Genomic DNA, 25,765 nt, shown 5'->3' with positions numbered 1-25,765 from the left:
TAGTTATTTTAGCTAAGTTTGTAAAATCTACAATAGCGAAATGAAGTAACTCTTGCTATACTTCTAGCAATTTTTACTTCATTTTAAGGATTTCTCAATGCCGATTAACTTTCTAGGTTTATTGCAAGATAGTTGGAATTTTATGCGGAATCAACCCAATTTTACGCTGTTCGGGGTGGGGCTGTTATTGGTTTTGCAGTTGGCGAGCTTTTATTTTATGCCGCCTGTTCAGCTTTCCGAACAAGAGTTAAAATCACCAGAAGCTTTGCAATCTGTGCTTTCTGCACAATTTTATCCTACCCTTATTTCAGGAATTATCAGCGTTTTTGTCAATGTGTTACTGATTTTAAATATTAAATCGATCAGCAAAGGGGAATATCAACATTTCTTCCAAAATATTGTGGCAACCTTGCAAAAATTGCCTGCGGTCATTGTATTAAGTTTAGTGATGGTAGTACCTTTATCTGTTGCCATTGCCTTTGGTGGAACAGCTGCTCAAGCAGGTAATGTGGCGATTATGATCTTACCGTTGATGATTGCAGGGTTATTTATCTTTATTAAATTATGCTTGGTTGTTTATGCCTATTTAATTGAAGAGCCACAATTAAGCGTAACTCAAACCATCAAACATACTTGGCAGTTAAGCCGTGGCAAAATGCTGGTTATCTTCTTATTCTGTATTTTGAGCTATTTCATTCCAAGTGCATTAGGCTCTTTATTTTCAGGTATTGCTGGCAGTTTAGGCGTGATTATTTCTTACTTCGTGAGTGCGGTACTTAATCTCTTTTTTGTGATTTTTAGTTTCCGTTTTTATCAAATTTTCCGCACATTGCCACAAAGATAATATAAAACTGGAGAGAGATAATGAAACAACTTTTAGAATTTATTCCTTTAATACTCTTTTTTGTTGTCTATAAAACCTATGGAGTGCAAGAAGCTGCATTAGTTTTAGTAGTGGCAACAGTGGTTCAACTAATTGCACTTAAAGTGCTTTATAAAAAAATCGAAAAATCCCAATGGATTTTAGGTGTTTCGGTCGTATTTTTTGGGTTACTGACCGCTTATTTTAACGATCTTGCCTTTTTAAAATGGAAAGTTACTTTAGTGAATGGTTTATTTGCAACTGCATTATTGGTTAGCCAATTTGTCTTTAAAAAACCGTTGGTTCAAATGTTATTAGGCAAAGAGTTAAAATTACCGAGTAATGTTTGGGAAAAACTGAATTTAGGTTGGGCGGGGTTCTTTATTGTTTGTATGATCATCAACATTGTAATCAGCGAATTTTTCTCTGACGATGTTTGGACAAACTTTAAAGTCTTTGGCTTAACAGGGCTAAGTTTAATCGCTGTGATCGGCACAGGTTTTTATCTTTATCCGCATTTAAAACAACAAGAGGAATCAAATGGAAACTAAACAGGAAGTACGTCAGCCAGAAGGAACGTTAATTTTACGCACATTAGCAATGCCATCAGACACTAATGCAAATGGCGATATTTTTGGTGGTTGGATAATGTCGCAAATGGATATGGGCGGTGCAATTTTAGCTAAAGAGTTGGCTCGTGGGCGTGTGGTAACGGTCTCTGTGGATAGTATGAGCTTTATCCGTCCTGTTGCGGTGGGCGACGTGGTTTGTTGTTATGGAAAATGTGTCAAAGTCGGTCGTACTTCAATGCAAGTTAAAGTTGAAGTGTGGATCAAAAAAGTCGCCGATGGCGGTCGTGATCGCTATTGCGTAACGGAGGCGTTATTTACTTTCGTTGCGATTGATAAAAATGGTAAACCAAGACCGATTCCAAGAGAAGATAACCCTGAATTAGATGATGTGTTATCTAAATTAGAAACACAATAAACCCATTTAACATAGAAGGAGAATGTAATGTATTACGTTATTTTTGCACAAGATATTCCCAATACGCTTGAGAAACGTTTAGCAGTAAGAGAACAACATCTCGCTCGTTTAAAACAACTACAAGCGGAAGATCGCCTTTTAACCGCTGGCCCAAATCCTGCGATTGACGATGAAAACCCTGGCGATGCAGGTTTTACGGGCTCAACAGTGATTGCGGAGTTTAGTTCTTTAGCACAAGCACAGCAGTGGGCAAGTGAAGATCCTTATGTTGAAGCGGGGGTTTATGGCGAAGTGATTGTAAAACCGTTTAAGAAGGTGTTTTAAGTAAAAAGTAAACCTTCAAGTTTTTGAGTAAGACCTTTCTGTTTAAGTTTGAGCAGAAAGGTCTTAATTTATTAAACAGGTTAAGTTCGAAGTTCGTTGATTAGCTCAGGTTTACGATGAAGTAAATCTAATAATGTTTTTGCCGCACCACTTGGCTTTCGTAGTCCCTGCTCCCAAGAACGTAGCGTATTGACTGAAATACCCAATTTTTCGGCAAATTTAGGTTGTGAAAGTTTTACTTTATTGCGAGTTTCGACAATAGGGGATATTTGATAGGTTGCTTTACTAATTTCCCCATATTTAGCTTGGCTGAGCGACAGGTATAAACTTTCTTCATGTTCAGCCATTTCGGGATCGTCAGTAATAATAGCTTCTATCATTGCATCAATGTCCCAATCTTTGGTTGCTTCTTTTAGTTGTTTATCAATACTCATTATTTTTGCTCCGTAAGTTGTTTTAATTCGTTATTAGATAGGTTTTCTTTGTCATTTTTTGTATAAATATCTAGCATTAAGATAAAACCTGACTGCAATACGTTGAAATAAATAACTCGAGCACCACCACGCTTACCTCGTCCTGATGGTTGCCAACGTATTTTTCTGAGACCTTTTCCTTGTGGAATGACATCACCTAAAAGAGGATTCTTTGAAATATGTGAAAAAACGCTAAACGTTCTTCTTCATTCCAAATTTTTTTAGATTCCTGTTCAAATCGGACGGTTTCAATAATGGTGTACATTAGTTATCTCCTTAATGCTTTGTATTATAATAATACTTTGTATTATTTTAAAGCATAAATTCCCATTCTTCCCCAAATTAAAGTATCATAGCACTACTTAATAGCGCTCTATTTATGTGTGAATACTATGTCTAACGATCTCTTTCAAACTGCTCAACAACAACTTTCTCAGCTCTGTGAAAATCAGGGGATTACCTTGGATTTGCAAAATAATCCGCAGATCTCACCGCTTATTACGGCAATAGCAATGTCGGATTTTGTAGCGACACAACTACAAAAACAGCCTGAATTATTGGTTCAATGGTTAGTGAAATCGCCGAGTATTGCCGATTGTGATCACTATTCACAACGCTTACAAGCGGTATTATCGGGAGTAGAAAATGAAGAGCAATTACATTCTGCATTACGTCGCTTTCGTCATCGTGAAATGGCAACGTTAAGTTTTGTGCAATCGAACCGCCTAGCAACAGTGCAACAAATTTTTGAGCGATTGTCAGATTTAGCCGAAGCCTTAATTTTAGGAGCTAGAGATTGGTTGTTTGAACGTTTGTGTCAAGAATATGGCACGCCAATGAATGAGTTAGGCGAGAAACAGGAATTACTGATTTTAGGTATGGGCAAATTAGGTGGTAGGGAGCTGAATTTCTCGTCTGATATTGATTTGATTTTTACCTACCCAGATATGGGCGAAACAGTCGGGGCAAGAAAACCGATAGAAAATAGTAAATTTTTCACTCGTTTAGGACAACGTTTAATTCGTGCATTAGATGAAGTGACTGCCGAAGGATTCGTATATCGAACCGATATGCGTTTGCGACCTTTCGGAGATAGTGGGGCTTTAGTGCTCAGTTTTAGTGCGATGGAAGATTATTACCAAGAGCAAGGGCGAGATTGGGAACGTTATGCGATGATTAAAGCCAAAATCTTGGGCGAAGATCTGAATAACATTAACCATAAATACCTAAAACAGCTATTGCGTCCTTTTGTTTATCGCCGCTATTTAGATTTCAGTGCTATTCAATCATTACGCGAAATGAAGCAGAAAATTAGCCGAGAAGTGTTAAGACGGGGGCTAGTCGATAATATAAAATTAGGGGCTGGTGGTATTCGTGAAGTGGAATTTATCGTGCAAACCTTTCAGATGATGCGTGGTGGGCGAGATAAAATTTTACAGCAGCGTAGCTTGTTGCAAGTTTTACCCCATTTCGTACCGCTTAATCTGTTAAGCCAACAGCAAGTAGAGCAGTTACAACAAGCCTATCTATTTTTACGCAATGTAGAAAATACCTTGCAAGCCATCAACGACCAACAAACCCAAACATTGCCGACTGATCCTATCGATCAGGCTCGGATTGCGTTTGTTTGCCAATGCGATAGTTGGCAAATTTTTCTCAATCAATTACAACAACATCAGCAGAATGTACGGGCTGTGTTTAATGAATTGATTGGTGAAGATGAGCAAGAAAATGATCAGGCTGAAAATACTTTACTTGCGACGTGGCGAGATATTTTACATTATCAGATAACAGAAGAGGATTTAGCCAGCCAGCTAAAAGATTACCCGGTTGAACCTCGCGATTATCCGATTATTTTTCAGCAATTATCGACTACCTTTCAAGATTGGGTAAAACGTTCTATTGGCGTGCGTGGGCGTGAAGTCCTTCGCAAATTGATGCCGAAGGTAGCCGATCAGCTTTTTAATCAACCCAATTATTTGGTGTTATTGCCCCGAATTTTAAATATTCTCGACAAAATCAATACTCGCACAACCTATTTAGAATTATTACTCGAAAAAGAGCAAATTCTGCCGCAGCTAATGCAATTATGTGGACAGTCAATCATGATTTCGGAGCAGATCGCACGCTATCCAATGTTGCTCGATGAACTCATATTGGCAAAGAGTTTGGTGACGATGATCGAGTTAGATCATTACCCTATGGCATTACAAGAATATCTAATGAGAGTGCCTGAAGATGATGAAGAAGCGTTGATTGATGCATTGCGTCAGTTTAAACAGAGCCATATTTTGCGGATTGCGGCTGCGGATATTTTAGGCGTTCTGCCTGTGATGAAAATTAGCGATCACCTCACTTACTTGGCGGAAGCGATTATTGGGGCGGTGGTGAATATCGCTTGGCGGCAAGTGGCTCAACGCTTTGGCACGCCAGAACATTTAACATTTGATGAGCATAGCGGTGAGCAACAGCAAGATTTTGTGGTGATTGGTTACGGTAAATTGGGCGGCATTGAACTCGGGTATAATTCGGATTTAGATTTGGTGTTCTTGCACAATGCCCCAGAACAAAGCGAAACTCAAGGCGGTAAGAAATCGATTTCAAGCCATCAGTTCTATTTAAAATTAGCTCAAAAAATCAATGGTATTTTTAATTTAAATACCAGTGCAGGTGTGCTATATGAAGTGGATATGCGTTTACGCCCGTCTGGAGAAGCAGGGCTGTTAGTCAGCACTTTTAAAGCCTTTCAAGATTATCAGCAAAATGAAGCGTGGACGTGGGAAAGTCAGGCATTGGTGCGAGCAAGGGCAGTATATGGCAGTAAAAACTTGCGAGCGAAATTTACTCAAGTTCGCCGAGAAATCTTATCAATTCCCCGTGAAAGCGGTGAGTTGCGTGCAGAAATTTGCAAAATGCGTGCAAAAATGTATGAGCATTTAAGCCATACAGCACAGGGAAAATTTCATTTAAAAACCGATCAAGGCGGTATTACCGATATTGAGTTTATCGCTCAATATCTCGTGCTAAATTATGCTCATCATTACCCAACAATGACCGATTGGTCGGACAATGTGCGTATTTTTGAGCGTAGTGTGGAATGTGGTATTTTGACCGATACACAAGGCGAAACCTTAAAACATTGCTACATTACGTTACGCAATCAAATTCATCATTTAAATCTACTGAACCAAGATCCAGTGGTCGCGAGTGATGAATTTGTTGCAGAGCGTCAGCAAGTACAAGCAATTTGGCGGGAGTTATTGCAAAATGGTTAAAGTTGAAGTCTGTGTCGATAATTTGGAATCGGTGGTTTTAGCCAATCGATTTCCTATTCAGCGTATTGAACTTTGTTCTGCGTTATCTGTGGGTGGGTTAAGCCCGAGTTATGGCGTATTAAAACAAGCCGTTGAGATATCAACAATTCCGATTGCGGTAATGGTGAGACCAAGAGCAGGCGATTTTTTGTTTAGCGCTCAAGAAATCAAGGCAATGCAACTTGAAATTGAATTAGCAAATAAACTTGGGGTTAAGCATATTGTTATTGGTGCATTGACCGCTAATGCTGATTTAGATCTGGCAACAATTCGCCAACTGTTATCCGTCGCTGAAGGAATGGAAGTGACTTTTCATCGAGCGTTTGATTTATGTCGAAATCCCTTTGAAGCGTTAGAGCAACTGGTGGAATTAGGTATTCAGCGCATTTTAACATCAGGGCAAGCCGCTAATGCCTTATTGGGTTGTGCGTTGTTGCAACAATTAGTCAAACAAGCTAATCAGCGGATAGATATTATGGCAGGGTGTGGTATCAATGCAGAAAATGTTCAGATGATTATCAAAACGAGTCAAGTGCCACAAATTCATTGTTCGGCGAAAGGTATTCGGTTAAGTAAAATGCATTCTTCTTCATCGGTTGCAATGGGACAATCCCACGAACAAGATCAGAAAATAGATGTCTTAGACCCACACAAACTTAAGGCAATTTTACAGCAAATAGGGAGTTACAAATGAATAGATTGAAAGCGACAATCATGTTATTGAGTGCCATTACTTTAACCGCTTGTGCCGTTAGCCCTGAACAGCGTGCAGAAAGGGAAGCAAAACGAGTACGAGCAGAACAAGCATTACAAGTAAAATTAGCTAAACAATGTGATATGGAAACTGCGGAATTGATGCACGAGCAATTTAATCCGCCATTAGACCGCACAGAAAAAGAGCAGAAATTATTTGAAAAACGCTATACTGAAAAAGTCAATAATCCTGTTTTCCAAGCTTGTTATAAACTGGCGTTAGAAAATTATAAAGCACAAGAAGAATTATCTTATATGCGAATGCACTATGACGAAGATTTCCGTTTTGGGTTTGGATTTAGCCGCTTTTGTTATGCGTGTTGGTAATCTCTTGATAAAGCGGTCGATTTTTTCAAAATTTTTGTAAAAATTTGTTACAATCGCACCGCTTATATATAACAATTCAAAATAATGAAAAGAAATACCTTATTAACGCTATTATTGGCTTTATTTTTTGTACTGAATGTGCCGTTATATGCAAAAACGGCACAATTTTCTTCGCCTTTAGAATATCTCAATTCGATGACGAAAGCACATAAAACGTCAAATTATGAACAGCTTTATATTTTGCAACAAGGGGAAGATGTTCAATCTCTACGTTATCGCCACGCCTATTGGAATGAGAAGGAATATGCTCAATTGTTACGTCTAGATAATAACCGAGAAGAGATGATTCTGCGTGATGATATGGTGAGCTATTTTGGCGACTTCCAACCGTTCAGCCTACCGAGTTCGCATATTTTAGATGATCTGCCATCAGTGCTTTATACAGACTTTAATCAGCTACAAGGCTACCATTTTGTCGATTCAGGTAGAATGCGAGTGGCTGACCGTCTTGCCCGAGTAATCCGCATTTTGCCACGAGATGATTTCCGCTATCAATATGAACTTTGGATTGATGAAGAAACTCATCTATTGCTACGCAGTGATTTATTAGATCGCGATAGAAATCTGTTAGAACAATTTAGAGTGATTCAGAATAGCGTCAATGAAGAGTTTCTCTATATTGTCGAGCCTATTAGCACGTTAATTTTACCTGCGCTAATTCAACCGAAAGAAAATTCGCCACAAAGTACATTAAATTGGAAACCAAGTTGGGTTCCACAAGGGTTCAAAGCCATTGCATCAGGGAAACAAACCTTATCAGAATTTTTAATGGACAATGAGCAAGTAGAAAGCCAGCTATATAGCGATGGATTATTCTCATTTACCGTCTATGTTGTCCAGAATAAAGGGATTATTTTTGATGAACAGTTTTGGCGACAAGGTAAAATGAGCATCTATAGCCAAACCTTAGGCGATAAAGATATTGTGATCGTGGGGGAAATTCCATTGGTATCTGCTCGTCATATCGTGCAAGAAATCAAATTGCAAGAAATTAAGCCAAACTAACCGCTTACGGAGAAAATCACAATGATGATTGAACAAGCCACTGTTTTAGATTATCAAAACGGAGTGGCAAAGGTACAATGCTTTGCTAAAAGTGGTTGTGGTGCTTGCTCGGCAACATCAAGTTGTGGAACAAAATCGCTTTCGGCATTGGCTGGAGAGAAGTTAGCACCACAATTTGAATTAAGTGTCAACCAAGTGTTAAAGGTAGGCGATCGTATTGAAATTGGTTTGTCAGAAAACAGTTTATTGATAAGTGTGTTTTGGTTGTATTTAATACCACTTATCGTTTTAGTGGGCAGTACATTGTTACTTTCACAATGGATTAGTAATGAATTAGGATTAGCATTCGGTATTTTGACTACCACTGCAATCGCTTTTGTTATTGTAAAAAAGATAATAGCTCAAAAACAGCAAGGGGAATTTACCCCCGTATTTTTGCGAAAGATTTAAGGAGAGTTTAATGGAGCAGATTTGGTTTGAAAATTATCCAGAAGGGGCTGAGCGTACAATAAACCCTGATAAATATAGTTCTTTGCTGGAAATGTTTGAAAAAGCAGTACAACGCCACCCTGATATTCCTGCCTACATCAATATGGGGAAAGTGCTGACATTTCGTAAATTAGAAGAACGTAGTCGTGCGTTTGCAGCGTATTTACAAAATGAATTACGCTTAGAAAAAGGCGAGCGAATTGCCTTGATGATGCCAAATTTATTGCAATATCCTATCGCATTATTTGGTGCATTGCGTGCGGGACTTGTGGTGGTAAATGTAAATCCTCTTTATACGCCACGAGAATTAGAACATCAACTTAATGATAGCGGTGCGAAAGCGATTGTTGTGGTCTCTAACTTTGCGGCAACTTTAGAAAAAGTGGTCTTTGATACGCAAGTTAAACACGTTATTTTAACCCGAATGGGCGATCAGCTCTCTTTCGGTAAACGGACGTTAGTTAATTTTGTAGTTAAGTATGTCAAAAAACTCGTGCCAAAATATAAATTACCTCACGCAGTAAGTTTTCGTGAAGCATTGAGCATTGGTAAGCAACGTCAATATGTCAAACCTGTTATTCATAGTGATGATCTTGCTTTCTTACAATATACAGGTGGTACCACAGGTGTGGCAAAAGGAGCAATGCTGACTCATCGCAACATTATTGCTAATGTAATGCAAGCAAAATGGGTGGCTTATCCTCTGGTAAGTAAAAGTGATGAACGGATTGCTGTCATTGCCTTACCGCTTTATCACGTTTTTGCGTTAACGGTAAACTGCTTACTCTTTATTGAATTAGGTATTACCGGTTTATTGATTACTAACCCAAGAGATATTCCGGGTTTTATTAAAGAATTGAAAAAATATCGCGTGATGGCAATTACAGGCGTTAATACCTTATTTAACGCGTTATTGAATAATAGCCAGCTGAAAGAAGTCGATTTTTCTACATTACGCCTTTCTGTAGGTGGTGGCGCAGCGATTCAACGAGCTGTGGCGGAACGTTGGCATAAAACCACTGGAAATCATATTATTGAAGGTTATGGGATGACCGAATGTTCGCCGTTGATTGCGGCAACGCGTAATGACTCAACAGAGTATTCAGGTTCTATTGGTGTACCAGTACCAAATACGGATATTCGCATTGTGGATGATGCTGGAAATGATGTTGCAATGGGTGAACGTGGTGAGCTATGGGTAAAAGGCCCACAAGTTATGCGTGGTTATTGGCAACGCCCTGAAGATACCGCTGATGTGTTAAAAGATGGTTGGATGGCAACAGGAGATATTGTCGAAATGGGACAAGATCTCAATTTACGCATTGTGGATCGCAAAAAAGATATGATTATCGTATCAGGTTTTAATGTTTATCCAAATGAAATTGAAGATGTTGCTGCATTACACCCGAAAGTAAATGAAGTGGTAGCGGTGGGGATTCCAAGTGAAGTATCGGGTGAGAGCATTAAATTATATGTCACCAAAAAAGATGAAAGCCTCACGCGTGAAGAGTTGCGTAGCCACTGCCGACAACATCTCACTGGCTATAAGATCCCAAGAGATATTGAATTCCGAGATGAGCTACCAAAAAGTAATATCGGTAAAATTTTACGCCGAGTCTTACGAGATGAAGAGGTTGCAAGGGTAAAAGCTCAACTTAAATCACAAAAACCTGCTGAATAATCTAGAAGAAACTATTATTCTACTATGCACAAGCGGTATGATTTGTAAAATAATTCACAAATCATACCGCTTGTTTTATATGGAAATCAGTTACTTAAACGTGATTTAAATTATCAGGTAGCGAGCCTTCAATTTCATAAAGGACATCGCCCTCTTTGAAAAAAACATAGCCGCCATTTTTCATTTTTGTCCACTGTTCATTTTTAGTCAGTGGCTGAGTGGTAATAATGGTTACTTTGTCTGTTTCACAGGTATATTGGCGAAAATCAATCATTACATCATCATCTCGCAATGCTGTGCCAAAAGGTGCTTTGCGGCACACATAATGCAGATTTGTAGAACAGCGTGCGATCATCCAATGTCCATTTGAAAGAATAAAGTTAAACACACCATGTTTAGCGATTTCACTAGTGATTTCTACAATAGCATCAAAAATCTCTTTCTCTGTTGGTTTTGATTGAAATCGTTCTTTTAGTTTTGCGGCAATGCAACAAAACGCAGCTTCTGAATCTGTTGTACCGATAGGTTGATAGTGATTATTTTCACAAACAGTAATGCCTTCTACTGTGCCATTATGCGCAAATACCCAGTTTTCACCCCAAAGCTCTCGAATAAAGGGGTGAGTATTTTCTAAATTGACATCGCCTCGAGTAGCTTTACGAATATGTGCGATTACGTTAAAAGATTTAATTCGATATTGGCTGACGAGATCTGCCATTGGTGATGATGCGCCAGGGCGGTTATCTCGAAAAATACGCACGCCCTTTCCTTCAAAAAAAGCAATACCAAATCCATCGGTATGATGATCGGTTAAACCTGCACGACGGCGAAATCCGTCAAAAGAAAAGGTAATATCGGTTGGAGTGTTACAGTTCATTCCTAATAATTGGCACATAATTTTTACTTCACTTTTTTATTTATTATCAAAATAATCACACTGCTTGTTATGGCTAAACAAGCGGCGTGATTTAAACTAAAATTTACAAAAAATTCAACTAGATTCTTATGAATTATTGATATTAGTTATATTGTTTTTTTAAAAGCGAAAGCAAAAAGAGAAAAGTTGCACAAATAACTACCGATGGCCCAGCAGGCGTATCTTTTAAACCTGAAAAGAGTAGTCCGCCTGTAACGGACAAAATGCTGAATAAAATAGCATATCCCACCATTTTTTCTGGTGTCGCTGCAAAACGGCGCGCAGTTGCAGCTGGAATAATTAGCAATGATGTAATAATTAGAGCGCCAACAAATTTCATACTTAAGGCGATAGTAAGTGCGGTTAATAGCATTAACAGTAAGCGTAGCTGAGAAACCTTTAACCCTTCTATTTGGGCGAGTTCAGGGCTGATGGTAATAGATAAAAATTTTTGCCAAAAAATGGCGAGTAAAGTTGCTATCAATATAACTCCAACACCGATAAATATCACATCATTAAAGTCAATAGCGAGTAGATCGCCAAAAAGATAGGACATTAAATCGACTCTAACGTTATCCAATAGACTAATAGTGATTATCCCAAGGGATAAGCTACTGTGAGCAATAATGCCAAGTAAGGTATCGGCAGAGTGGTTGGAATATTTTTCGAGCCAAACTAAGCCGAGTGCCAAAGCGATGGTCATTATAATCACTGCAATATAGGGATTGATGTCTAAGAAAATACCTAATGCAACCCCTAACAATGCAGAGTGAGAGAGAGTATCGCCAAAATAAGCCATTTTCCGCCAAACAACGAAAGCACCAAGTGGTGCAGTAATAAAAGCAAGTAGTAAGCCTGCTAACCAAGCAGGAAAAAGGATTTCAAACATATTTTTCCTTCAAAAAGTTAATGCTGACAATCTCCATCACAAACATCGCCGCTCAAATTGTGATGGTGGTTGTGTTTATGGGCATAGAATGCCACATTTTTAGCAAATTGATCGCCAAAGAAGTGAATAAAGCTAGGATCGGATGATACTCTGTCTGGCGAACCGGCACAGCAAATATGGCGGTTGATACAAAGCACTTCATCGGTATTCGCCATTACAATGTTAAGATCGTGGGAAACTAGCAAAATCGCACAATTTAACCACGATCTTGTTTTATTTAATAGTTGATAGAGTTCCGTTTGCCCTGTAATATCCACCCCTTGCATAGGCTCATCTAACACAAGTAGCTGTGGTCGGTCTAAAATAGCACGAGCCAGTAGCACCCGTTGCAATTCTCCACCAGATAATTTTTGCATGCTATTTGTGGCTAAATGAGTAATTGAAAATAGGGCTAAAGCGTCATCTATTGATTGCTTTGTCGCATTTGGTTTGAGTGACAAAAATTTGTGTACGGTAATTGGGATTGAATGCTCTAAGTGCAATTTTTGTGGTACATAGCCAATTTTTAGGTTTTTATGATGAATGACTTCGCCACTGGTTGGCGGAAGGAGTTTGAGTAACACTTTCAATAAAGTGGATTTTCCCCCGCCATTAGGACCAACAATAGTGGTAATGGTATTGGGATAAATCTTCAAACTGACGTTTTGTAAGATAGATTGGCTGCCGAAGTTTATATTGATCGCTTTAAGAGTCACTAAAGCTTCAGTTGTATTCGAGAGCGATTTGATTTGTTTGATGTTCATTTTTACTGGGTTAAATAGAATAACCCGATAAAATTAACGGATTTTTTTTGCTTTGACAACAAGCAATAATGGAATTTTTATTTCGTTATTGAGTCTTAGCTAAATCATTGTGTAAATAAGTAATAAAGATAAGAAAAAACATAGGATAATATTTTGCAGTATGTTGTTTTTGCTCGTGATCGAAAGCGTAAAAAGAATCGAATAAAGTTTATTATGTTCTTAGCCGCTATGGCATCTATTTTTATAGGTATTGTTTTGATGTTAAAGCAACAAGAAATACCTAACAATCCTAGTAGCGTTAATGTGGTTACATCTGAGAACAATGGACAATCTATTATAGAACCCCAAAATACACTCGTGGCAGAATCGAGCACAGCTGAAGAAAAACCAAATTCTGCAGATGCTTCATTGGAAAAGCCAAATGTTACATCGGCATTAGAGCATATATCTCACTCTACTATTATGGCAAATGAAGAGCTTACTTATATTGATATTCAGGATGGAGAATTTGATGAGCCTGAATCAAATGAAACAACTGATGAGAATGCGACTTCTTATGAAGATGATTTTATTGCTCAAGATGACATTGATGATGAAACCATTGAACGTATTCAAAATGAAGCCGCTCAAAAAAATGCTCAACAAGAGAAATTAGACCCAGAAGCTGAATCTGCATTAGATAGTTTTTTAGATGTTGCTGATGAGGCGTTGCGTATTCAAAATCAATTTAGTTATACCGTCGCTCGTGGTGATAAATTGGCAGATGTGTTAGAACAGTCTGGGCTAAGCGCAAATACAGCAAAAGTTCTTGAGAAGAAATTTCCACAATTAGCCAATTTAAGCACAGGACAGCAATTTTATTGGGTACTAGATAAAGATGGCGAATTGGAATATATGAACTGGTTAGTCTCTGAAAAGGAGGAAAAGATTTTTGAGAGAAAGTCGAAAAATCAGTTTAGTGTACAAACGATACAAAAAGAAGGCGTTTGGAAACAGGATGTTGTAAAAGGCACTTTAAATGGTGATTTTACTTCAAGTTTGAAGGCTCAAGGCTTATCGAATCGTCAAATTAATCAGTTGGCTGCGGGTTTACAGTGGCAAATAGCAACGAATAAACTGAAAAAGGGCGATAAGTTTGTGATTTTGCTTAAACGTGAATACATCAATGGCAAAGTGACAGAGTTGGGTAATGTTGAGGCAATTCGAGTGGTAAGTGGTAAGAAGAGTTACTATGCTATTCAAGCGGATAATGGGCGTTATTACAGCTTACATGGTGAAACTTTAGGGCGTGGTTTTTCTCGCTACCCATTACAATTTACGCCGAGAGTATCTTCACCATTTAACCCAAGACGTTTGCACCCAGTTACTCGCCGAGTCGCACCACATAAAGGTGTCGATTTTGGTTTGCCTGTGGGTACTCCGATTATTGCACCCGCTGATGGCGTGGTCGAGCATGTTGCTTATCAAGCAAATGGGGCTGGGCGTTATATTAAATTACGCCACGGTGGGCAATATACAACCGTATATATGCACTTAAGTCGCCAGCTCGTTCGCCCTGGTCAAACAGTTAAAAAAGGGGAGCGTATTGGTTTATCAGGAAATACCGGTCGTTCAACAGGGCCACATTTACATTATGAATTTCATATCAATGGACGCCCAGTTAATCCAATGACTGTGAAATTACCTGGAACGGGTTCAGGAATGCCAGAGAAAGAGCGTAAAGCATTCTTGGTTAAAGCAAGAAAAATTGAAGCACAATTAAAACTTTAAGGAATATTAGAATGATTAAGAAAACAGCAATGGTGTTAGCAACATCACTTTTGGCTACTTCTGCATTAGCTGATAATGCGAACTTACAAAAACAATTAGAAAAAGTCGGTGCAACCAACGTCAAAATTTCAGACTCAGCCTTACCAGGCTTTAAAACAGCAACATCAGATCAAGGTATTGTACAAATTAGTCAAGATGGTCGTTTTATTATTCAAGGGAAAGTGTTTGAATTAAAAAATGGTCAAGTAGTTGATATTACAAATAATGCGTTACTTGCAGAATTAAATGCATTGAGTAATGAAATGATTGTATATCCAGCGAAAAATCCAAAGCATACAGTCACTGTATTTATGGATATTACTTGCCATTATTGCCATTTGTTGCACTCTAAAGTTAAAGAATATAATGATCTTGGTATTACCGTTCGTTATTTAGCTTTCCCGCGTGGTGGTATGGAAACACAAACAGCAAAACAAATGGAAGCGATTTGGACAGAAAAGGATAAAGCTTTCGCATTAAATGAAGCAGAAAAGGGCAATTTACCTAAAGAACTCAAAACGCCAAGCATTGTGAAAAAACATTATCAGCTAGGGTTAAAATTTGGAGTTAATGGTACGCCTAATATCGTGACTGAAACAGGAGAACTAATCCCTGGTTTTGTTGAGCCGAAAGAATTAGCAAAAATGTTAAGTGAATAGCATTAATTGTATTTTAAGCGGGTGGATTAGGTGAATTTTTTGCAAAATCTACCCGCTTTAATTTCTTATTGATTATGAAAAAATTGATTAAACGTCGTCCTATAACGACTACCGAAAAATTATCTGAACATCCATTACTAAATCGAATTTACCAAGCTCGTGGTGTTAGGTCTGCTCAGGAGTTAGATCTTTCACTTAAAGGAATACATCATCCAAATCAACTCGCTAATATTGAACAAGCGGTAGAATTGCTGTATCAAAGTTATCTCAAGCAAGATCGTATTATTATTGTTGGCGATTTTGATGCCGATGGCGCGACAAGTACTGCCTTAGCGATTTTAGCATTACGCCAATTTGGTTTTGAAAACGTGGACTATCTTATTCCAGATCGTTTTTCACAAGGTTATGGATTGAGTGTTGCCATAGCGGAAAATGTAATTGCTCAAGGAGCAGATTTAGTTGTCACTGTAGATAACGGTATTTCATCTTTTGATGGGATCAATCTTCTTAAGGCTCAAGGGATAAGGGTTTTAGTGACTGACCATCATTTACCCACAGAGAATTTGCCAAATGCAGATGCAATGATTAACCCTAATTTAGCTTTCTGTGGTTTTCCTTCTAAATCGCTTGCAGGTGTAGGTGTTATTTTTTATGTGATGGTAGCACTCAGAGCAAAATTAAGAGAGCATAATGCGTTTAATGGTAAAGAGCCAAATATTTCGGAATTGCTTGATTTAGTGGCATTAGGGACAGTCGCAGATGTTGTGCCTTTAGATCATAATAATCGTATTTTAGTCGCACAGGGATTAAAACGTATTAGAGCAGGGCAATGCCGAGTCGGTATTCAGGCATTGGCGGAAATTAGTAAAAGAGAATTATCTCGCCTACAAGCGGGTGATTTGGGCTTTGCTATTGCGCCACGTTTAAATGCGGCAGGGCGATTAGAAAATATGTCGTTAGGCGTAGATTTATTGATCTGTAATGATCTTGTTAAAGCAAGGCAACTCGCTCTGGAACTCGACTCTTTAAATCAGACCCGTAAAGAGTTTGAGCAAGAAATGAAAACAGAAGCTTTGGCTATTTGTGCTAAACTGCCTAACTTAGCGGATAACGAGCAAGTGGGTGGGATTGTGTTGTATCAAGCCGATTGGCACCAAGGCGTGATCGGTATTTTAGCTTCAAGAATCAAAGATCAATTTTACCGCCCTGTGATTGCTTTTGCACAAGATGATGAAGAAGGTAAATTATTACGTGGTTCAGCCCGCTCAATTTCAGGTTTACATATTCGTGATTTACTTGAGCGAATTGATTCACAATATCCAGATCTGATTGTTAAATTTGGTGGGCACGCAATGGCAGCTGGGCTTACTATTTATAGCGATAAATTTTTACAATTTCAGCAAGCATTTGATAAAACGATTAAAAAATTTATCCAACCAGAGCAATTACAAGGCATTGTTTACACGGATGGTGAATTATCTTCTGCGGAATTAACCTTACAAACCGCAGAATTATTGCAACAAGCGGGTCCTTGGGGGCAACATTTTACAGAACCTACTTTTGAAGGTGATTTTAATATTCTTCAACAACGTTTAGTGGGTGAAAAGCATTTAAAAATGTTAGTTGAAAATAATGATGGCATGTTATTTGATGCAATTTGGTTTAATGTAGATGTGAGACAATTCCCTGATATGTCTATAAAAAAGGCTAAGTTAGTCTATAAATTAGATATCAATGAATTTCGGGGTAATCGTAATATCCAATTATTTATCGAAGATTTATCGGTATAATTTATCGGTATAATTTGTATAAAAAACTAGAAGAATGTTATTTTATATTGTAGAATTCGCTAGAACTCTATGCCAATTTGGTTATCAGAGACATATCAATTATCTTTTAGATAAAATTTCACAAGGAATAACCTAAAAATGAAAGAAACTAAAATTTTTCGTGGCTTATTATTAACAAGTGTTGCATTAGCAGTTGCTGCTTGTGGTAACCTAAGCAAAGTATCTGATGAAGGTACAACAGAAAACCCAGTATTCCCCAAAATTTCTGAGTCAGAATTTAACCACGATGGTTCTCAATTTGGTTCTTGGCCAAACTGGGAAAATGTTCGTCAAATCGAACGTGGTATGAATAAAGACCAACTTTATAACCTAATCGGACGCCCACACTTTGAAGAAGGCTTATATGGCGTTCGTGAGTGGGATTATGCATTTAACTATCGTGAAAACGGCGTACACAAAATTTGTCAATACAAAATCTTATTTGACAAAAACATGAACGCACAAAGTTTCTTCTGGTATCCAAATGGTTGTAATGGTAACTCATCTTATAACTTAAGCGGTGACTTCTTATTTGATTTTGACAAAGATGTATTAACTGCAAAAGGTAAAGAAGTTGTTGATAGCGTTGCTGCACAATTAAAATCATCAGGTGCTCAACAAGCTAAAATTGCAGGTTATACAGACCGTTTAGGTTCAGAAGCATATAACTTAGATCTATCACAACGTCGTGCAAATACTGTAAAAGCGCGTTTAATTCAGCAAGGCGTAACAGCACAGTTAGATGCTGTTGGTTATGGTAAAGCAAGCCAAGTTAAAGCTTGTGATGGTGAGTCAGGCCAAGCGTTACGTGATTGCTTACGTCCAAACCGTCGTGTAGAAATTTCTGCAAATGGTGGCGTGTTAAAACAAAATGAAGGTGGTAATGTTGCGGGTCCAAATGGTCCAGCTCCACTTTATCAAACTCCTGCATACAACGGTAATAAATAATTACCGAAATTGGCAATGAAAGCGTAAAATAGAAAGGATGAGTAATCATCCTTTTTTATTTTGGGAGAATTATATGTCTTATCAAGCTATTGCTTTCGACTTAGATGGCACGTTGCTTTCTAGTCAAGGCACAATCTTAAACTCAAGCAAATTCGCAATCCAACAAGCTCAACAAAAAGGGCTTAAAGTTTTTATTGTAACAGGCAGACATCATACGGCAGTACGTCCTTATTATGCAGAGTTAGGATTAGATACGCCTGTTGTTTGTTGTAATGGTACTTACCTTTATGATTTCCAAAAAGACGAAGTGCTTGCTGCGAAACCATTAACAACAGAACAAGCTAGTTATCTTATTTCCTCTGCGAAGGCGGAGCATATTCATACTGCCGTTTATACTCGAGATAGTATGACTTATGAAGTACTAAATACCCATTTCAACAAATTACTCACTTGGGTAAATAGTTGTGATGAAAAGGTACGTCCTGATGTGCATCAGGTTTCTCGTTTTGAAGATTTTTTAGATGGAAATACACTTATTTGGAAGGTGTTGATTAGCGACCCAGATAGACAAAAAATGCAAAATTTTGTGGAAAAATTACCGCTTGATCAATTTAGTGCTGAGTGGTCTTGGGTGGATAGGGTAGATATTACAGCTCAAGGAAACAGTAAAGGTGCTTGTTTGGCAGAGTTGCTAAAACGAGAAGGTATTGATCCTAAAAATGTGATTGCATTTGGTGATAATTTTAATGATATCAGTATGTTGCAATTAGTGGGTATGGGAATTGCAATGGGTGAATCTGAATCAGAAGTTCAGCAAAGTGCGAAGAAAACGATTGGATCAAATAATGAAGACAGCATTGCTCGTGAATTAACTCAACTATTATCATTATAAGGATGATTTAACATGCAGATCCGTAAAGCCGTTCCATCGGATTTTGAAGCTATTTTAGCCATTTACAACCAGGCAATTCCCACTCATCAAGTCACTGCCGATCTCTATTTTGCGACAGTTGAAAGTCGCCAAGGATGGTTTGATTTTCATCTCAACAGCGAAAAATATCCACTTTGGACCGTAGTTGAAGATGAGAATGTCGTAGGTTGGTTTAGTTTTTCTCCTTTTTATGAACGCCCTGCGTTTGTGCATACATCTGAAATTAGTATTTACCTTGACCAAAGTGCCAAAGGCAAAGGCTACGGTTCTCAAATTATTCAGTATATGCAAGATCAGATGCTCTCTTGTGGCATCAATACCCTAATGGCTTATGTCTTTGAATTGAATCAAGTCAGTATGAATTTAATGAAGAAACATCAATTTGAGTGTTGGGGGCGTTTCCCAAATATTGCAAATATGGGGAAAGATGAACAAGGAAAAGATAAATGGCGAACGTTAGTGATGATGTCTTATCAAAAAGGGATTGAATAGCGGTAGAATTTGAGCAAAAATTCGCAAAAATCTAAGAAAATGCTTGCATATTTAAACTGAATTTTGCAAGCTACTCATAATTTTAAAACAATAAAAATATCCAGGAGCTACAAATGGCAAAACCACTTTTTTCAGGCAGTATTGTTGCACTGCTTACGCCAATGAATGAGGGTGAAATCAATTTCGATGAATTAAAAAATTTAATTGAATTTCATATTCAATCAGGCACTCACGCTATTGTTTCTGTCGGTACTACAGGGGAATCTACAACATTAAGTATTGATGAAAATGTTAAAGTGATTAAAAAAGCGGTGGAATATGCAGCAGGACGTATTCCGATTATTGCTGGGACAGGTTCTAATGCAACAAGCGAAGCGATTGTGATGACTAAATTATTAGCAGATAGTGGTGTTGCAGGCTGTTTAAGTGTAGTTCCTTATTACAATAAACCAACCCAAGAAGGAATGTACTTACACTATAAAGCAATTGCAGAAAGTACCGATTTACCACAACTCCTTTATAATGTTCCTAGTCGTACAGGAAGTGACTTAAAACCTGAAACAGTAGGGCGTTTGGCAAAAATTCCAAATATCGTTGGTATTAAAGAAGCAACGGGTGATTTAAGTCGCCTGCCGTTGATTAAACAGCTTGCAGGCGATGATTTTATTTTCTTAAGTGGCGATGATTCTACTGGGTTAGAGTCAATGAAACTTGGTGGACAAGGCGTTATTTCTGTTACAAATAATCTTGCAGCTGCGGATATGGCAAAAATGTGTAATTTAGCATTAGCAGGTGAGTTTGAAGAAGCAGAACAAATTAACCAGCGTTTAATGGCGTTACATCGCGATCTTTTTGTTGAAGCAAATCCAATTCCAGTGAAATGGGCTGCCTACAAAATGGGGCTAATTAGTCAGCCAACATTACGCTTACCATTAACTACGCTTTCTGAATCTGCTCAACCGAAAGTATTAGCAGCCTTACAGCAAGCAGGTTTAGTATAATTTCTAGTAATCGTATAAAGGCCGTTCAGTATCATACAGAACGGCCTTTATATTTGGATATTTATGTGACTAGTTTATGAAAAACTAAATTTTGTAAATTTGTGTGATTGTGTATTAAATAGATTATCATAACTAGCAATCGACATTAGCCACAAAATAATTCCTAAGCACAGTTCAATCGATTCAGGTGCTGTTATACCTGATTTATCGCTTACCGATAGCAGTGATGTGAATGATGATAAGCATTTAGAAAAATGTGATATAAATCAAAAATTTGAAAAGAAGTCTTAGAACAAATACGAATTAAATTTATACTAAGGATTACTTATTTTTAGAATGTAATTTAAACAATGTTTGATGGACATATTCATTTAGATCAATTTTCAGATGAACAAATTATTCAGATTTGTGCTAACCCCAATTTACAAGGGTTCATTGCTGTAGCAACGAATTTGGAAAGTAGCGAACGTTTGCTATCTTTAAAGAATCGTTTTCCACATATCTATTGCTGTGCTGGTTTTCACCCTGAACAAGATTTACCGACTGAAAATGAACAAAATCGCTTGTTCGATTGGATTGCGAAAAATCATCAATATCTGACCGCTTGTGGAGAAGTGGGGTTGCCTTACTATCTAAAACAAACACAACCAAATTTAGATTATCAGCCTTATATTGATTTATTTGAACAATTTATTCAGCTCAGTAAGCGGTATGATTTGCCACTAAATTTGCACATTGTATATGATGATACGGATATTGCTTTGTCCTTACTGAGTAAGTATCAAGTAAAGAAAGCTCATTTTCATTGGTTTAAAGCCAGTGATGAAATGTTAAATGAAGTTTTGCATACGCCGTATTACGTTAGCGTAACCCCAGATATTCTACATAATCCTAAAACACAAAGGGTGGTAAAGCAATTTCCCCTTTCTCGCCTAATGATTGAAACCGATGCGCCTTGGCTACATCAAGGTTTTGAGCCAATTGAAATTGAAAAACAGCTTAGGGCTGCTATTGAGCAAATTGCAAGATTAAAAGGTTTATCTGTTTTGTCTGTCATTAGCCAGACAAGATTGAATTTACTTGATTTTTATTCAATTAAATAAGATTTTGTGATCTTATTCACATTTTTACTTGAAATTGACTTGACAATCCCAATTTATTGTTTTGTTAAGAGAGGGTTCAATCTCTCAATGTCAGAATGTTCAACAACAGAAGAATTTTGAGGAAAAATATGAATATTGATAGATTTACCAGTAAATTCCAATCTGCGATTGCAGATGCACAGTCTATTGCAGTTGGAAAAGATAATGCCTACATTGAACCAGCACATTTATTGTTAGCATTATTAAAACAAAATGATGGTTCGGTTGCTCCGTTATTGAGTACATTAAATGTGGTACCAGCTAAATTGGCTCAAGAATTGGAAACGATTATACAGCGTTTTCCGCAAGTGGAAGGCACGAATATTCAGCCTTCACAGCAGCTTTTCCGCTTATTAAATCAATGCGATAAATTAGCTCAGCAATTTGGCGATAGTTTTGTATCGTCAGAGTTATTTGTCTTAGCTCTATTAGATGATAATGGCGAAGTAGGCAAATTATTCAAGCAGTATGGATTAACGAAAGAAAAAATTAGTTCGGCAATTAAACAAATTCGTGGGGGAGAAAACGTGAACAGTCAAAATGCAGAAGAAACTCGTCAAGCATTGCAAAAATATACAATTGATCTAACAGAAAGAGCAAAAAGTGGCAAGTTAGATCCTGTTATCGGACGCGATGAAGAAATTCGCCGAGCTGTTCAAGTTTTACAGCGTCGAACCAAAAATAATCCTGTGCTGATTGGTGAACCAGGGGTAGGTAAAACAGCGATTGTAGAAGGTTTGGCACAACGTATTGTGAATAATGAAGTGCCTGAAGGCTTAAAAAATAAACGAGTTCTCTCATTAGATATGGGCGCATTGATTGCAGGGGCAAAATATCGTGGTGAGTTTGAAGAGCGTCTAAAAGCGGTATTAAATGAATTAGCCAAAGAAGAAGGACAAGTTATTCTCTTTATTGATGAAATTCATACAATGGTGGGTGCAGGAAAAACCGATGGTGCAATGGACGCAGGCAATTTACTCAAGCCTTCTCTTGCTCGTGGAGAATTACACTGTGTTGGAGCGACAACACTTGATGAATATCGCCAATATATTGAGAAAGATGCGGCTCTTGAACGTCGTTTCCAGAAAGTGTTGGTTGATGAGCCGACAGTGGAAGATACCATCGCTATTTTGCGTGGATTAAAAGAACGCTATGAACTTCATCATCACGTTCAAATTACTGACCCTGCAATCGTAGCGGCTGCGACACTCTCGCATCGTTATATTTCAGATCGCCAGTTACCCGATAAAGCGATTGATTTAATTGATGAAGCGGCATCTAGCTTGCGTATGGAAATTGATTCTAAGCCTGAGCCATTAGATCGTTTGGAACGCCGTATTATCCAACTAAAATTAGAGCAACAAGCACTGCAAAAAGAAGATGATGAAGCCAGTCGCCAAAGACTTGCAAAATTAACCCAAGATCTCACCGCTCGTGAGCGTGAATATGCGGAATTAGAAGACGTTTGGAAAGCAGAAAAGTCTGCCTTATTAGGTACTCAGAATATTAAAGAGAAATTAGAAGATGCTCGTTTGAAAATGGAACAAGCTCGTCGTGAGAATAACTTTGAGAAAATGGCTGAACTGCAATATGGTGTTATTCCTGATTTGGAGAAACAGCTTGCAGAAGCACAAAAACGAGAAGATGAAAATGCGGAAAATCAGTTATTAAGAACCAAAGTAACTGATGAAGAAATTGCCGAAGTGCTTTCAAAAGCAACGGGTATTCCAGTCTCTAAAATGATGGAAGGAGAAAAAGAGAAACTGCTTAAAATGGAAGACGTTTTACATAAACGTGTGATTGGACAATCAGAAGCGGTAGATGCGGTAGCGAATGCGATTCGTCGTAGCCGAGCTGGACTGTCTGACCCAAATCGACCAATCGGATCTTTCTTATTCTTAGGGCCAACAGGTGTCGGTAAAACGGAACTCTGTAAAACCCTTGCTAACTTCTTATTTGATAGTGAAGATGCAATGGTGCGTATTGATATGTCAGAGTTTATGGAAAAGCATAGTGTATCTCGCTTAGTTGGAGCTCCACCAGGATATGTAGGTTATGAAGAAGGTGGATATTTAACTGAAGCTGTTCGTCGCCGTCCATATTCGGTTATCCTGCTTGATGAAGTAGAAAAAGCACACCCTGATGTATTTAACATTTTACTTCAGGTACTTGATGATGGGCGTTTAACCGATGGACAGGGTAGAACCGTTGATTTTCGCAATACTGTTGTCATTATGACATCAAATTTAGGGTCACATTTGATTCAAGAAAATGCAGAGAATATGAGCTATGACGAGATGAAAAATATCGTAATGAGTGTCGTCGGGCAACATTTCCGACCAGAGTTTATTAACCGTATTGATGAAACTGTGGTATTCCACCCACTAGATAAAGCGAATATTCGTGCAATTGCTCGAATTCAATTACAACGCTTAATTAAACGTATGGCGGAACGTGGTTATCACGTTACCGTAACAGATGCCGCAGTTGATCATATTGGTAATGCAGGCTTTGATCCTCTCTTTGGAGCAAGACCGCTTAAACGAGCTATTCAACAAGAAGTGGAAAACTCACTTGCACAGCAAATTCTATCAGGTAAATTGCTACCGAATAAAGATGTTGTAGTTGATTACCAAAATGGACAAATTATTGCGGTGCAGTAAGGGTTTAATATATAAGCTGTAGAGGATCGGTTCTGATCTTCTACAGATGAATTTTTTCATTATACTTAAATCAGCAGCTATTTTTTCCATTACACCACTAAAACACAAGTCAAAAATTTTGAAGGCTTTTGATTATTAGGAGATGTTATTTTTTACGAAAGGTCACGAAAAGCTAAAATAATGGGTTGGTGCCAGTGGTCGGACTCGAACCGACACGCTTTTAAGGGCGGCGGATTTTGAATCATCCGTCCAAGATACCAGGCTATATTAAAAAAAGGGATCGTGTTCAGAGTATTTTTCACTCTAAACAGGATCCATTCTACTCAGAAAAAACTTCGTGTAAAGCCTAGAAGACTAGAAAATTTTCGTTATGTGAATATTATCTCAATTTAATTACAAGACGCTTTGGTTTTGAAAATTTCTGTTGTGATTTTACAAGACTGGAAGAATGGTATAATTTTTATATAGATCAATAAAAATGTAGAAGGCTAACTCCAATTTAATCTCCTACATTTTGCTATAACCATCTATAATTTATCTACGCAAGATCTAAGCATATCACTATGATATTCAATATAGCTTAGCGTTACTTTGAGATCAGAATGCCCTAATAGTTGCTTTGTTATATATAAATTATCAGGATTCTTCATTAATTTAGTAGCTATGGTATGTCGAAAACGGTGAGATGAAACACGAAACCCTACTATCTTTGATATATGCCTGAAGATGTTTTCTAATTGATGCACTGACATATTTCGTTTACGGTTTAATGTTCTACGAGAAACAACATTTAAATTAAATAACTGATCTGTGCCAACCCGCTTACGTATTTTCATTTCATAAACCATTTTTTCCAAAAAAGGATATAAATGAGTGGATATAGGAATTTCGTGATAATTGTGATTTTTATTTGTTGTTGAGGAAATACAGATAACTCGTCTAGATAAGTCAATGTCTTGAATTTTTAAATTTACTAGCTGACTTTGACGCATACCTGTATATCGAAACACTTTGATTATTGCAGCTATAAACCACCTAGGGGAAAGATACCGATCAAGCCAGTACTCATTATCAAATAGACCGTCTATAACTTTTAATTCTGCATCAGTATACGTTTTCTTTTTCTCTTTACCCTCTCTCACAAAAAAGGCTTTGAAAGGATTCTTTCTAAATATCAATAGTTCATTTTCAATGCCAAAATTATAGATACTTCTCAGGTGACGAGCATAATTATTCCAACTAATGGGTTTTGCTTTCTGAAGCATAATATTTCGCCACTCAATGATATGTTCATCTGTAATTTCTTGCGGTTTTAAATTTGGATATTGATTCAATAATTGAGTAACTACATTTTTATAGCTTCTCACGGTATTAGGTCGCAAGTTCTTATATTTTAAAAAACATTTCT

At 37.7% G+C, this 25,765-nt stretch carries 24 protein-coding genes; 19 read left to right on the top strand and 5 right to left on the bottom strand.

Features of this window, described 5'->3' with window-relative positions; genetic code table 11:
* The first annotated feature begins 97 nt into the window (after positions 1 to 97).
* The 4 genes from A1D26_RS02890 to A1D26_RS02875 are packed head-to-tail and all read left to right on the top strand — an operon-like array spanning position 98 to position 2,173.
* The gene (locus A1D26_RS02890) at positions 98 to 844 is read left to right on the top strand and encodes a hypothetical protein (RefSeq protein ID WP_157402593.1); all 747 of its coding nucleotides are present in this window, start codon (positions 98 to 100) and stop codon (positions 842 to 844) included.
* 20 nt (positions 845 to 864) lie between these two features.
* Positions 865 to 1,413 carry a septation protein A gene (locus A1D26_RS02885; RefSeq protein ID WP_157402592.1) on the top strand — a complete coding sequence of 183 codons (549 nt, stop codon included), beginning with the start codon at positions 865 to 867 and terminating at the stop codon, positions 1,411 to 1,413.
* On the top strand, positions 1,403 to 1,849 hold the full coding sequence (yciA, locus tag A1D26_RS02880) for an acyl-CoA thioester hydrolase YciA (RefSeq protein ID WP_157402591.1): 447 nt from the start codon (positions 1,403 to 1,405) through the stop codon (positions 1,847 to 1,849). Before A1D26_RS02885 ends, yciA begins: the two co-directional genes overlap by 11 nt.
* Positions 1,850 to 1,876: 27 nt before the next feature.
* Positions 1,877 to 2,173: a YciI family protein gene (locus tag A1D26_RS02875; protein WP_157402590.1), complete on the top strand. Its 297-nt coding sequence runs from the start codon at positions 1,877 to 1,879 to the stop codon at positions 2,171 to 2,173.
* 80 nt (positions 2,174 to 2,253) lie between these two features.
* On the opposite strand, the gene A1D26_RS02870 is transcribed toward A1D26_RS02875, so the two are convergent.
* A complete protein-coding gene (locus tag A1D26_RS02870) occupies positions 2,254 to 2,607 on the bottom strand; it encodes a helix-turn-helix domain-containing protein (protein ID WP_157402589.1) in 354 nt (117 codons plus the stop codon).
* 431 nt (positions 2,608 to 3,038) lie between these two features.
* Between A1D26_RS02870 and glnE the strand changes: the two genes are divergently transcribed.
* The 6 genes from glnE to fadD all read left to right on the top strand — a co-directional run bounded on the left by glnE (position 3,039) and on the right by fadD (position 10,275).
* On the top strand, positions 3,039 to 5,921 hold the full coding sequence (gene glnE, locus A1D26_RS02865; RefSeq protein ID WP_157402588.1) for a bifunctional [glutamate--ammonia ligase]-adenylyl-L-tyrosine phosphorylase/[glutamate--ammonia-ligase] adenylyltransferase: 2,883 nt from the start codon (positions 3,039 to 3,041) through the stop codon (positions 5,919 to 5,921).
* Entirely contained in the window at positions 5,914 to 6,654 is a 741-nt protein-coding gene (locus A1D26_RS02860; RefSeq protein WP_157402587.1) for a copper homeostasis protein CutC, read from the top strand. The genes glnE and A1D26_RS02860 overlap by 8 nt, the downstream gene beginning before the upstream one ends.
* Positions 6,651 to 7,040, top strand: a complete 390-nt coding sequence (locus A1D26_RS02855; RefSeq protein ID WP_157402586.1) for a hypothetical protein — start codon at positions 6,651 to 6,653, stop codon at positions 7,038 to 7,040. The genes A1D26_RS02860 and A1D26_RS02855 overlap by 4 nt, the downstream gene beginning before the upstream one ends.
* 84 nt (positions 7,041 to 7,124) lie before the next feature.
* On the top strand, positions 7,125 to 8,105 hold the full coding sequence (locus A1D26_RS02850; protein ID WP_157402585.1) for a MucB/RseB C-terminal domain-containing protein: 981 nt from the start codon (positions 7,125 to 7,127) through the stop codon (positions 8,103 to 8,105).
* A gap of 21 nt (positions 8,106 to 8,126) precedes the next feature.
* Positions 8,127 to 8,555 (top strand): SoxR reducing system RseC family protein, encoded by a 429-nt coding sequence (locus A1D26_RS02845; RefSeq protein ID WP_157402584.1) that lies wholly within the window; start codon positions 8,127 to 8,129, stop codon positions 8,553 to 8,555.
* A gap of 10 nt (positions 8,556 to 8,565) precedes the next feature.
* The gene (gene fadD / locus A1D26_RS02840; RefSeq protein ID WP_157402583.1) at positions 8,566 to 10,275 is read left to right on the top strand and encodes a long-chain-fatty-acid--CoA ligase FadD; all 1,710 of its coding nucleotides are present in this window, start codon (positions 8,566 to 8,568) and stop codon (positions 10,273 to 10,275) included.
* Positions 10,276 to 10,369: 94 nt separating this feature from the next.
* Here the strand turns inward: fadD and A1D26_RS02835 are convergent, their stop codons facing one another.
* From A1D26_RS02835 to znuC, 3 genes are all read right to left on the bottom strand, one after another.
* Positions 10,370 to 11,170: a class II glutamine amidotransferase gene (locus A1D26_RS02835; protein ID WP_157402582.1), complete on the bottom strand. Its 801-nt coding sequence runs from the start codon at positions 11,168 to 11,170 to the stop codon at positions 10,370 to 10,372.
* Between the two features lie 124 nt (positions 11,171 to 11,294).
* Complete coding sequence (znuB, locus tag A1D26_RS02830; protein ID WP_157402581.1) at positions 11,295 to 12,080, bottom strand: zinc ABC transporter permease subunit ZnuB; 786 nt, start codon at positions 12,078 to 12,080, stop codon at positions 11,295 to 11,297.
* A 17-nt stretch (positions 12,081 to 12,097) separates the two neighbouring features.
* Positions 12,098 to 12,883 (bottom strand): zinc ABC transporter ATP-binding protein ZnuC, encoded by a 786-nt coding sequence (gene znuC / locus A1D26_RS02825; RefSeq protein WP_157402580.1) that lies wholly within the window; start codon positions 12,881 to 12,883, stop codon positions 12,098 to 12,100.
* A 213-nt stretch (positions 12,884 to 13,096) separates the two neighbouring features.
* Between znuC and mepM the strand changes: the two genes are divergently transcribed.
* The 9 genes from mepM to clpB all read left to right on the top strand — a co-directional run bounded on the left by mepM (position 13,097) and on the right by clpB (position 24,357).
* The gene (gene mepM / locus A1D26_RS02820) at positions 13,097 to 14,653 is read left to right on the top strand and encodes a murein DD-endopeptidase MepM (RefSeq protein WP_198303071.1); all 1,557 of its coding nucleotides are present in this window, start codon (positions 13,097 to 13,099) and stop codon (positions 14,651 to 14,653) included.
* A gap of 11 nt (positions 14,654 to 14,664) precedes the next feature.
* Positions 14,665 to 15,351 (top strand): bifunctional protein-disulfide isomerase/oxidoreductase DsbC, encoded by a 687-nt coding sequence (gene dsbC / locus A1D26_RS02815; protein WP_157402578.1) that lies wholly within the window; start codon positions 14,665 to 14,667, stop codon positions 15,349 to 15,351.
* A gap of 74 nt (positions 15,352 to 15,425) precedes the next feature.
* Positions 15,426 to 17,141, top strand: coding sequence for a single-stranded-DNA-specific exonuclease RecJ (gene recJ / locus A1D26_RS02810; RefSeq protein WP_157402577.1), 1,716 nt, complete (start codon positions 15,426 to 15,428; stop codon positions 17,139 to 17,141).
* A gap of 138 nt (positions 17,142 to 17,279) precedes the next feature.
* Complete coding sequence (locus A1D26_RS02805; RefSeq protein ID WP_157402576.1) at positions 17,280 to 18,128, top strand: OmpA family protein; 849 nt, start codon at positions 17,280 to 17,282, stop codon at positions 18,126 to 18,128.
* A 73-nt stretch (positions 18,129 to 18,201) separates the two neighbouring features.
* Complete coding sequence (locus A1D26_RS02800) at positions 18,202 to 19,020, top strand: pyridoxal phosphatase (protein WP_157402575.1); 819 nt, start codon at positions 18,202 to 18,204, stop codon at positions 19,018 to 19,020.
* A 12-nt stretch (positions 19,021 to 19,032) separates the two neighbouring features.
* On the top strand, positions 19,033 to 19,551 hold the full coding sequence (locus tag A1D26_RS02795; RefSeq protein WP_157402574.1) for a GNAT family N-acetyltransferase: 519 nt from the start codon (positions 19,033 to 19,035) through the stop codon (positions 19,549 to 19,551).
* Positions 19,552 to 19,664: 113 nt separating this feature from the next.
* Positions 19,665 to 20,552 (top strand): 4-hydroxy-tetrahydrodipicolinate synthase, encoded by an 888-nt coding sequence (gene dapA, locus A1D26_RS02790; RefSeq protein WP_157402573.1) that lies wholly within the window; start codon positions 19,665 to 19,667, stop codon positions 20,550 to 20,552.
* Positions 20,553 to 20,902: 350 nt separating this feature from the next.
* Positions 20,903 to 21,655, top strand: coding sequence for a TatD family hydrolase (locus tag A1D26_RS02785; RefSeq protein ID WP_157402572.1), 753 nt, complete (start codon positions 20,903 to 20,905; stop codon positions 21,653 to 21,655).
* Between the two features lie 128 nt (positions 21,656 to 21,783).
* Positions 21,784 to 24,357, top strand: a complete 2,574-nt coding sequence (gene clpB, locus A1D26_RS02780) for an ATP-dependent chaperone ClpB (RefSeq protein ID WP_157402571.1) — start codon at positions 21,784 to 21,786, stop codon at positions 24,355 to 24,357.
* Positions 24,358 to 24,884: 527 nt separating this feature from the next.
* On the opposite strand, the gene A1D26_RS09680 is transcribed toward clpB, so the two are convergent.
* Positions 24,885 to 25,622 carry a tyrosine-type recombinase/integrase gene (locus A1D26_RS09680; protein ID WP_394370227.1) on the bottom strand — a complete coding sequence of 246 codons (738 nt, stop codon included), beginning with the start codon at positions 25,620 to 25,622 and terminating at the stop codon, positions 24,885 to 24,887.
* Positions 25,623 to 25,765 lie beyond the last annotated feature (143 nt).

Origin of the sequence: Ursidibacter maritimus, from assembly GCF_009761395.1 — a bacterium.
GTDB classification, from domain to species: Bacteria; Pseudomonadota; Gammaproteobacteria; order Enterobacterales; family Pasteurellaceae; genus Ursidibacter; species Ursidibacter maritimus.
Note: the sequence above shows the minus strand (reverse complement) of the source record. Positions and strands in the feature narration are given on the sequence as shown.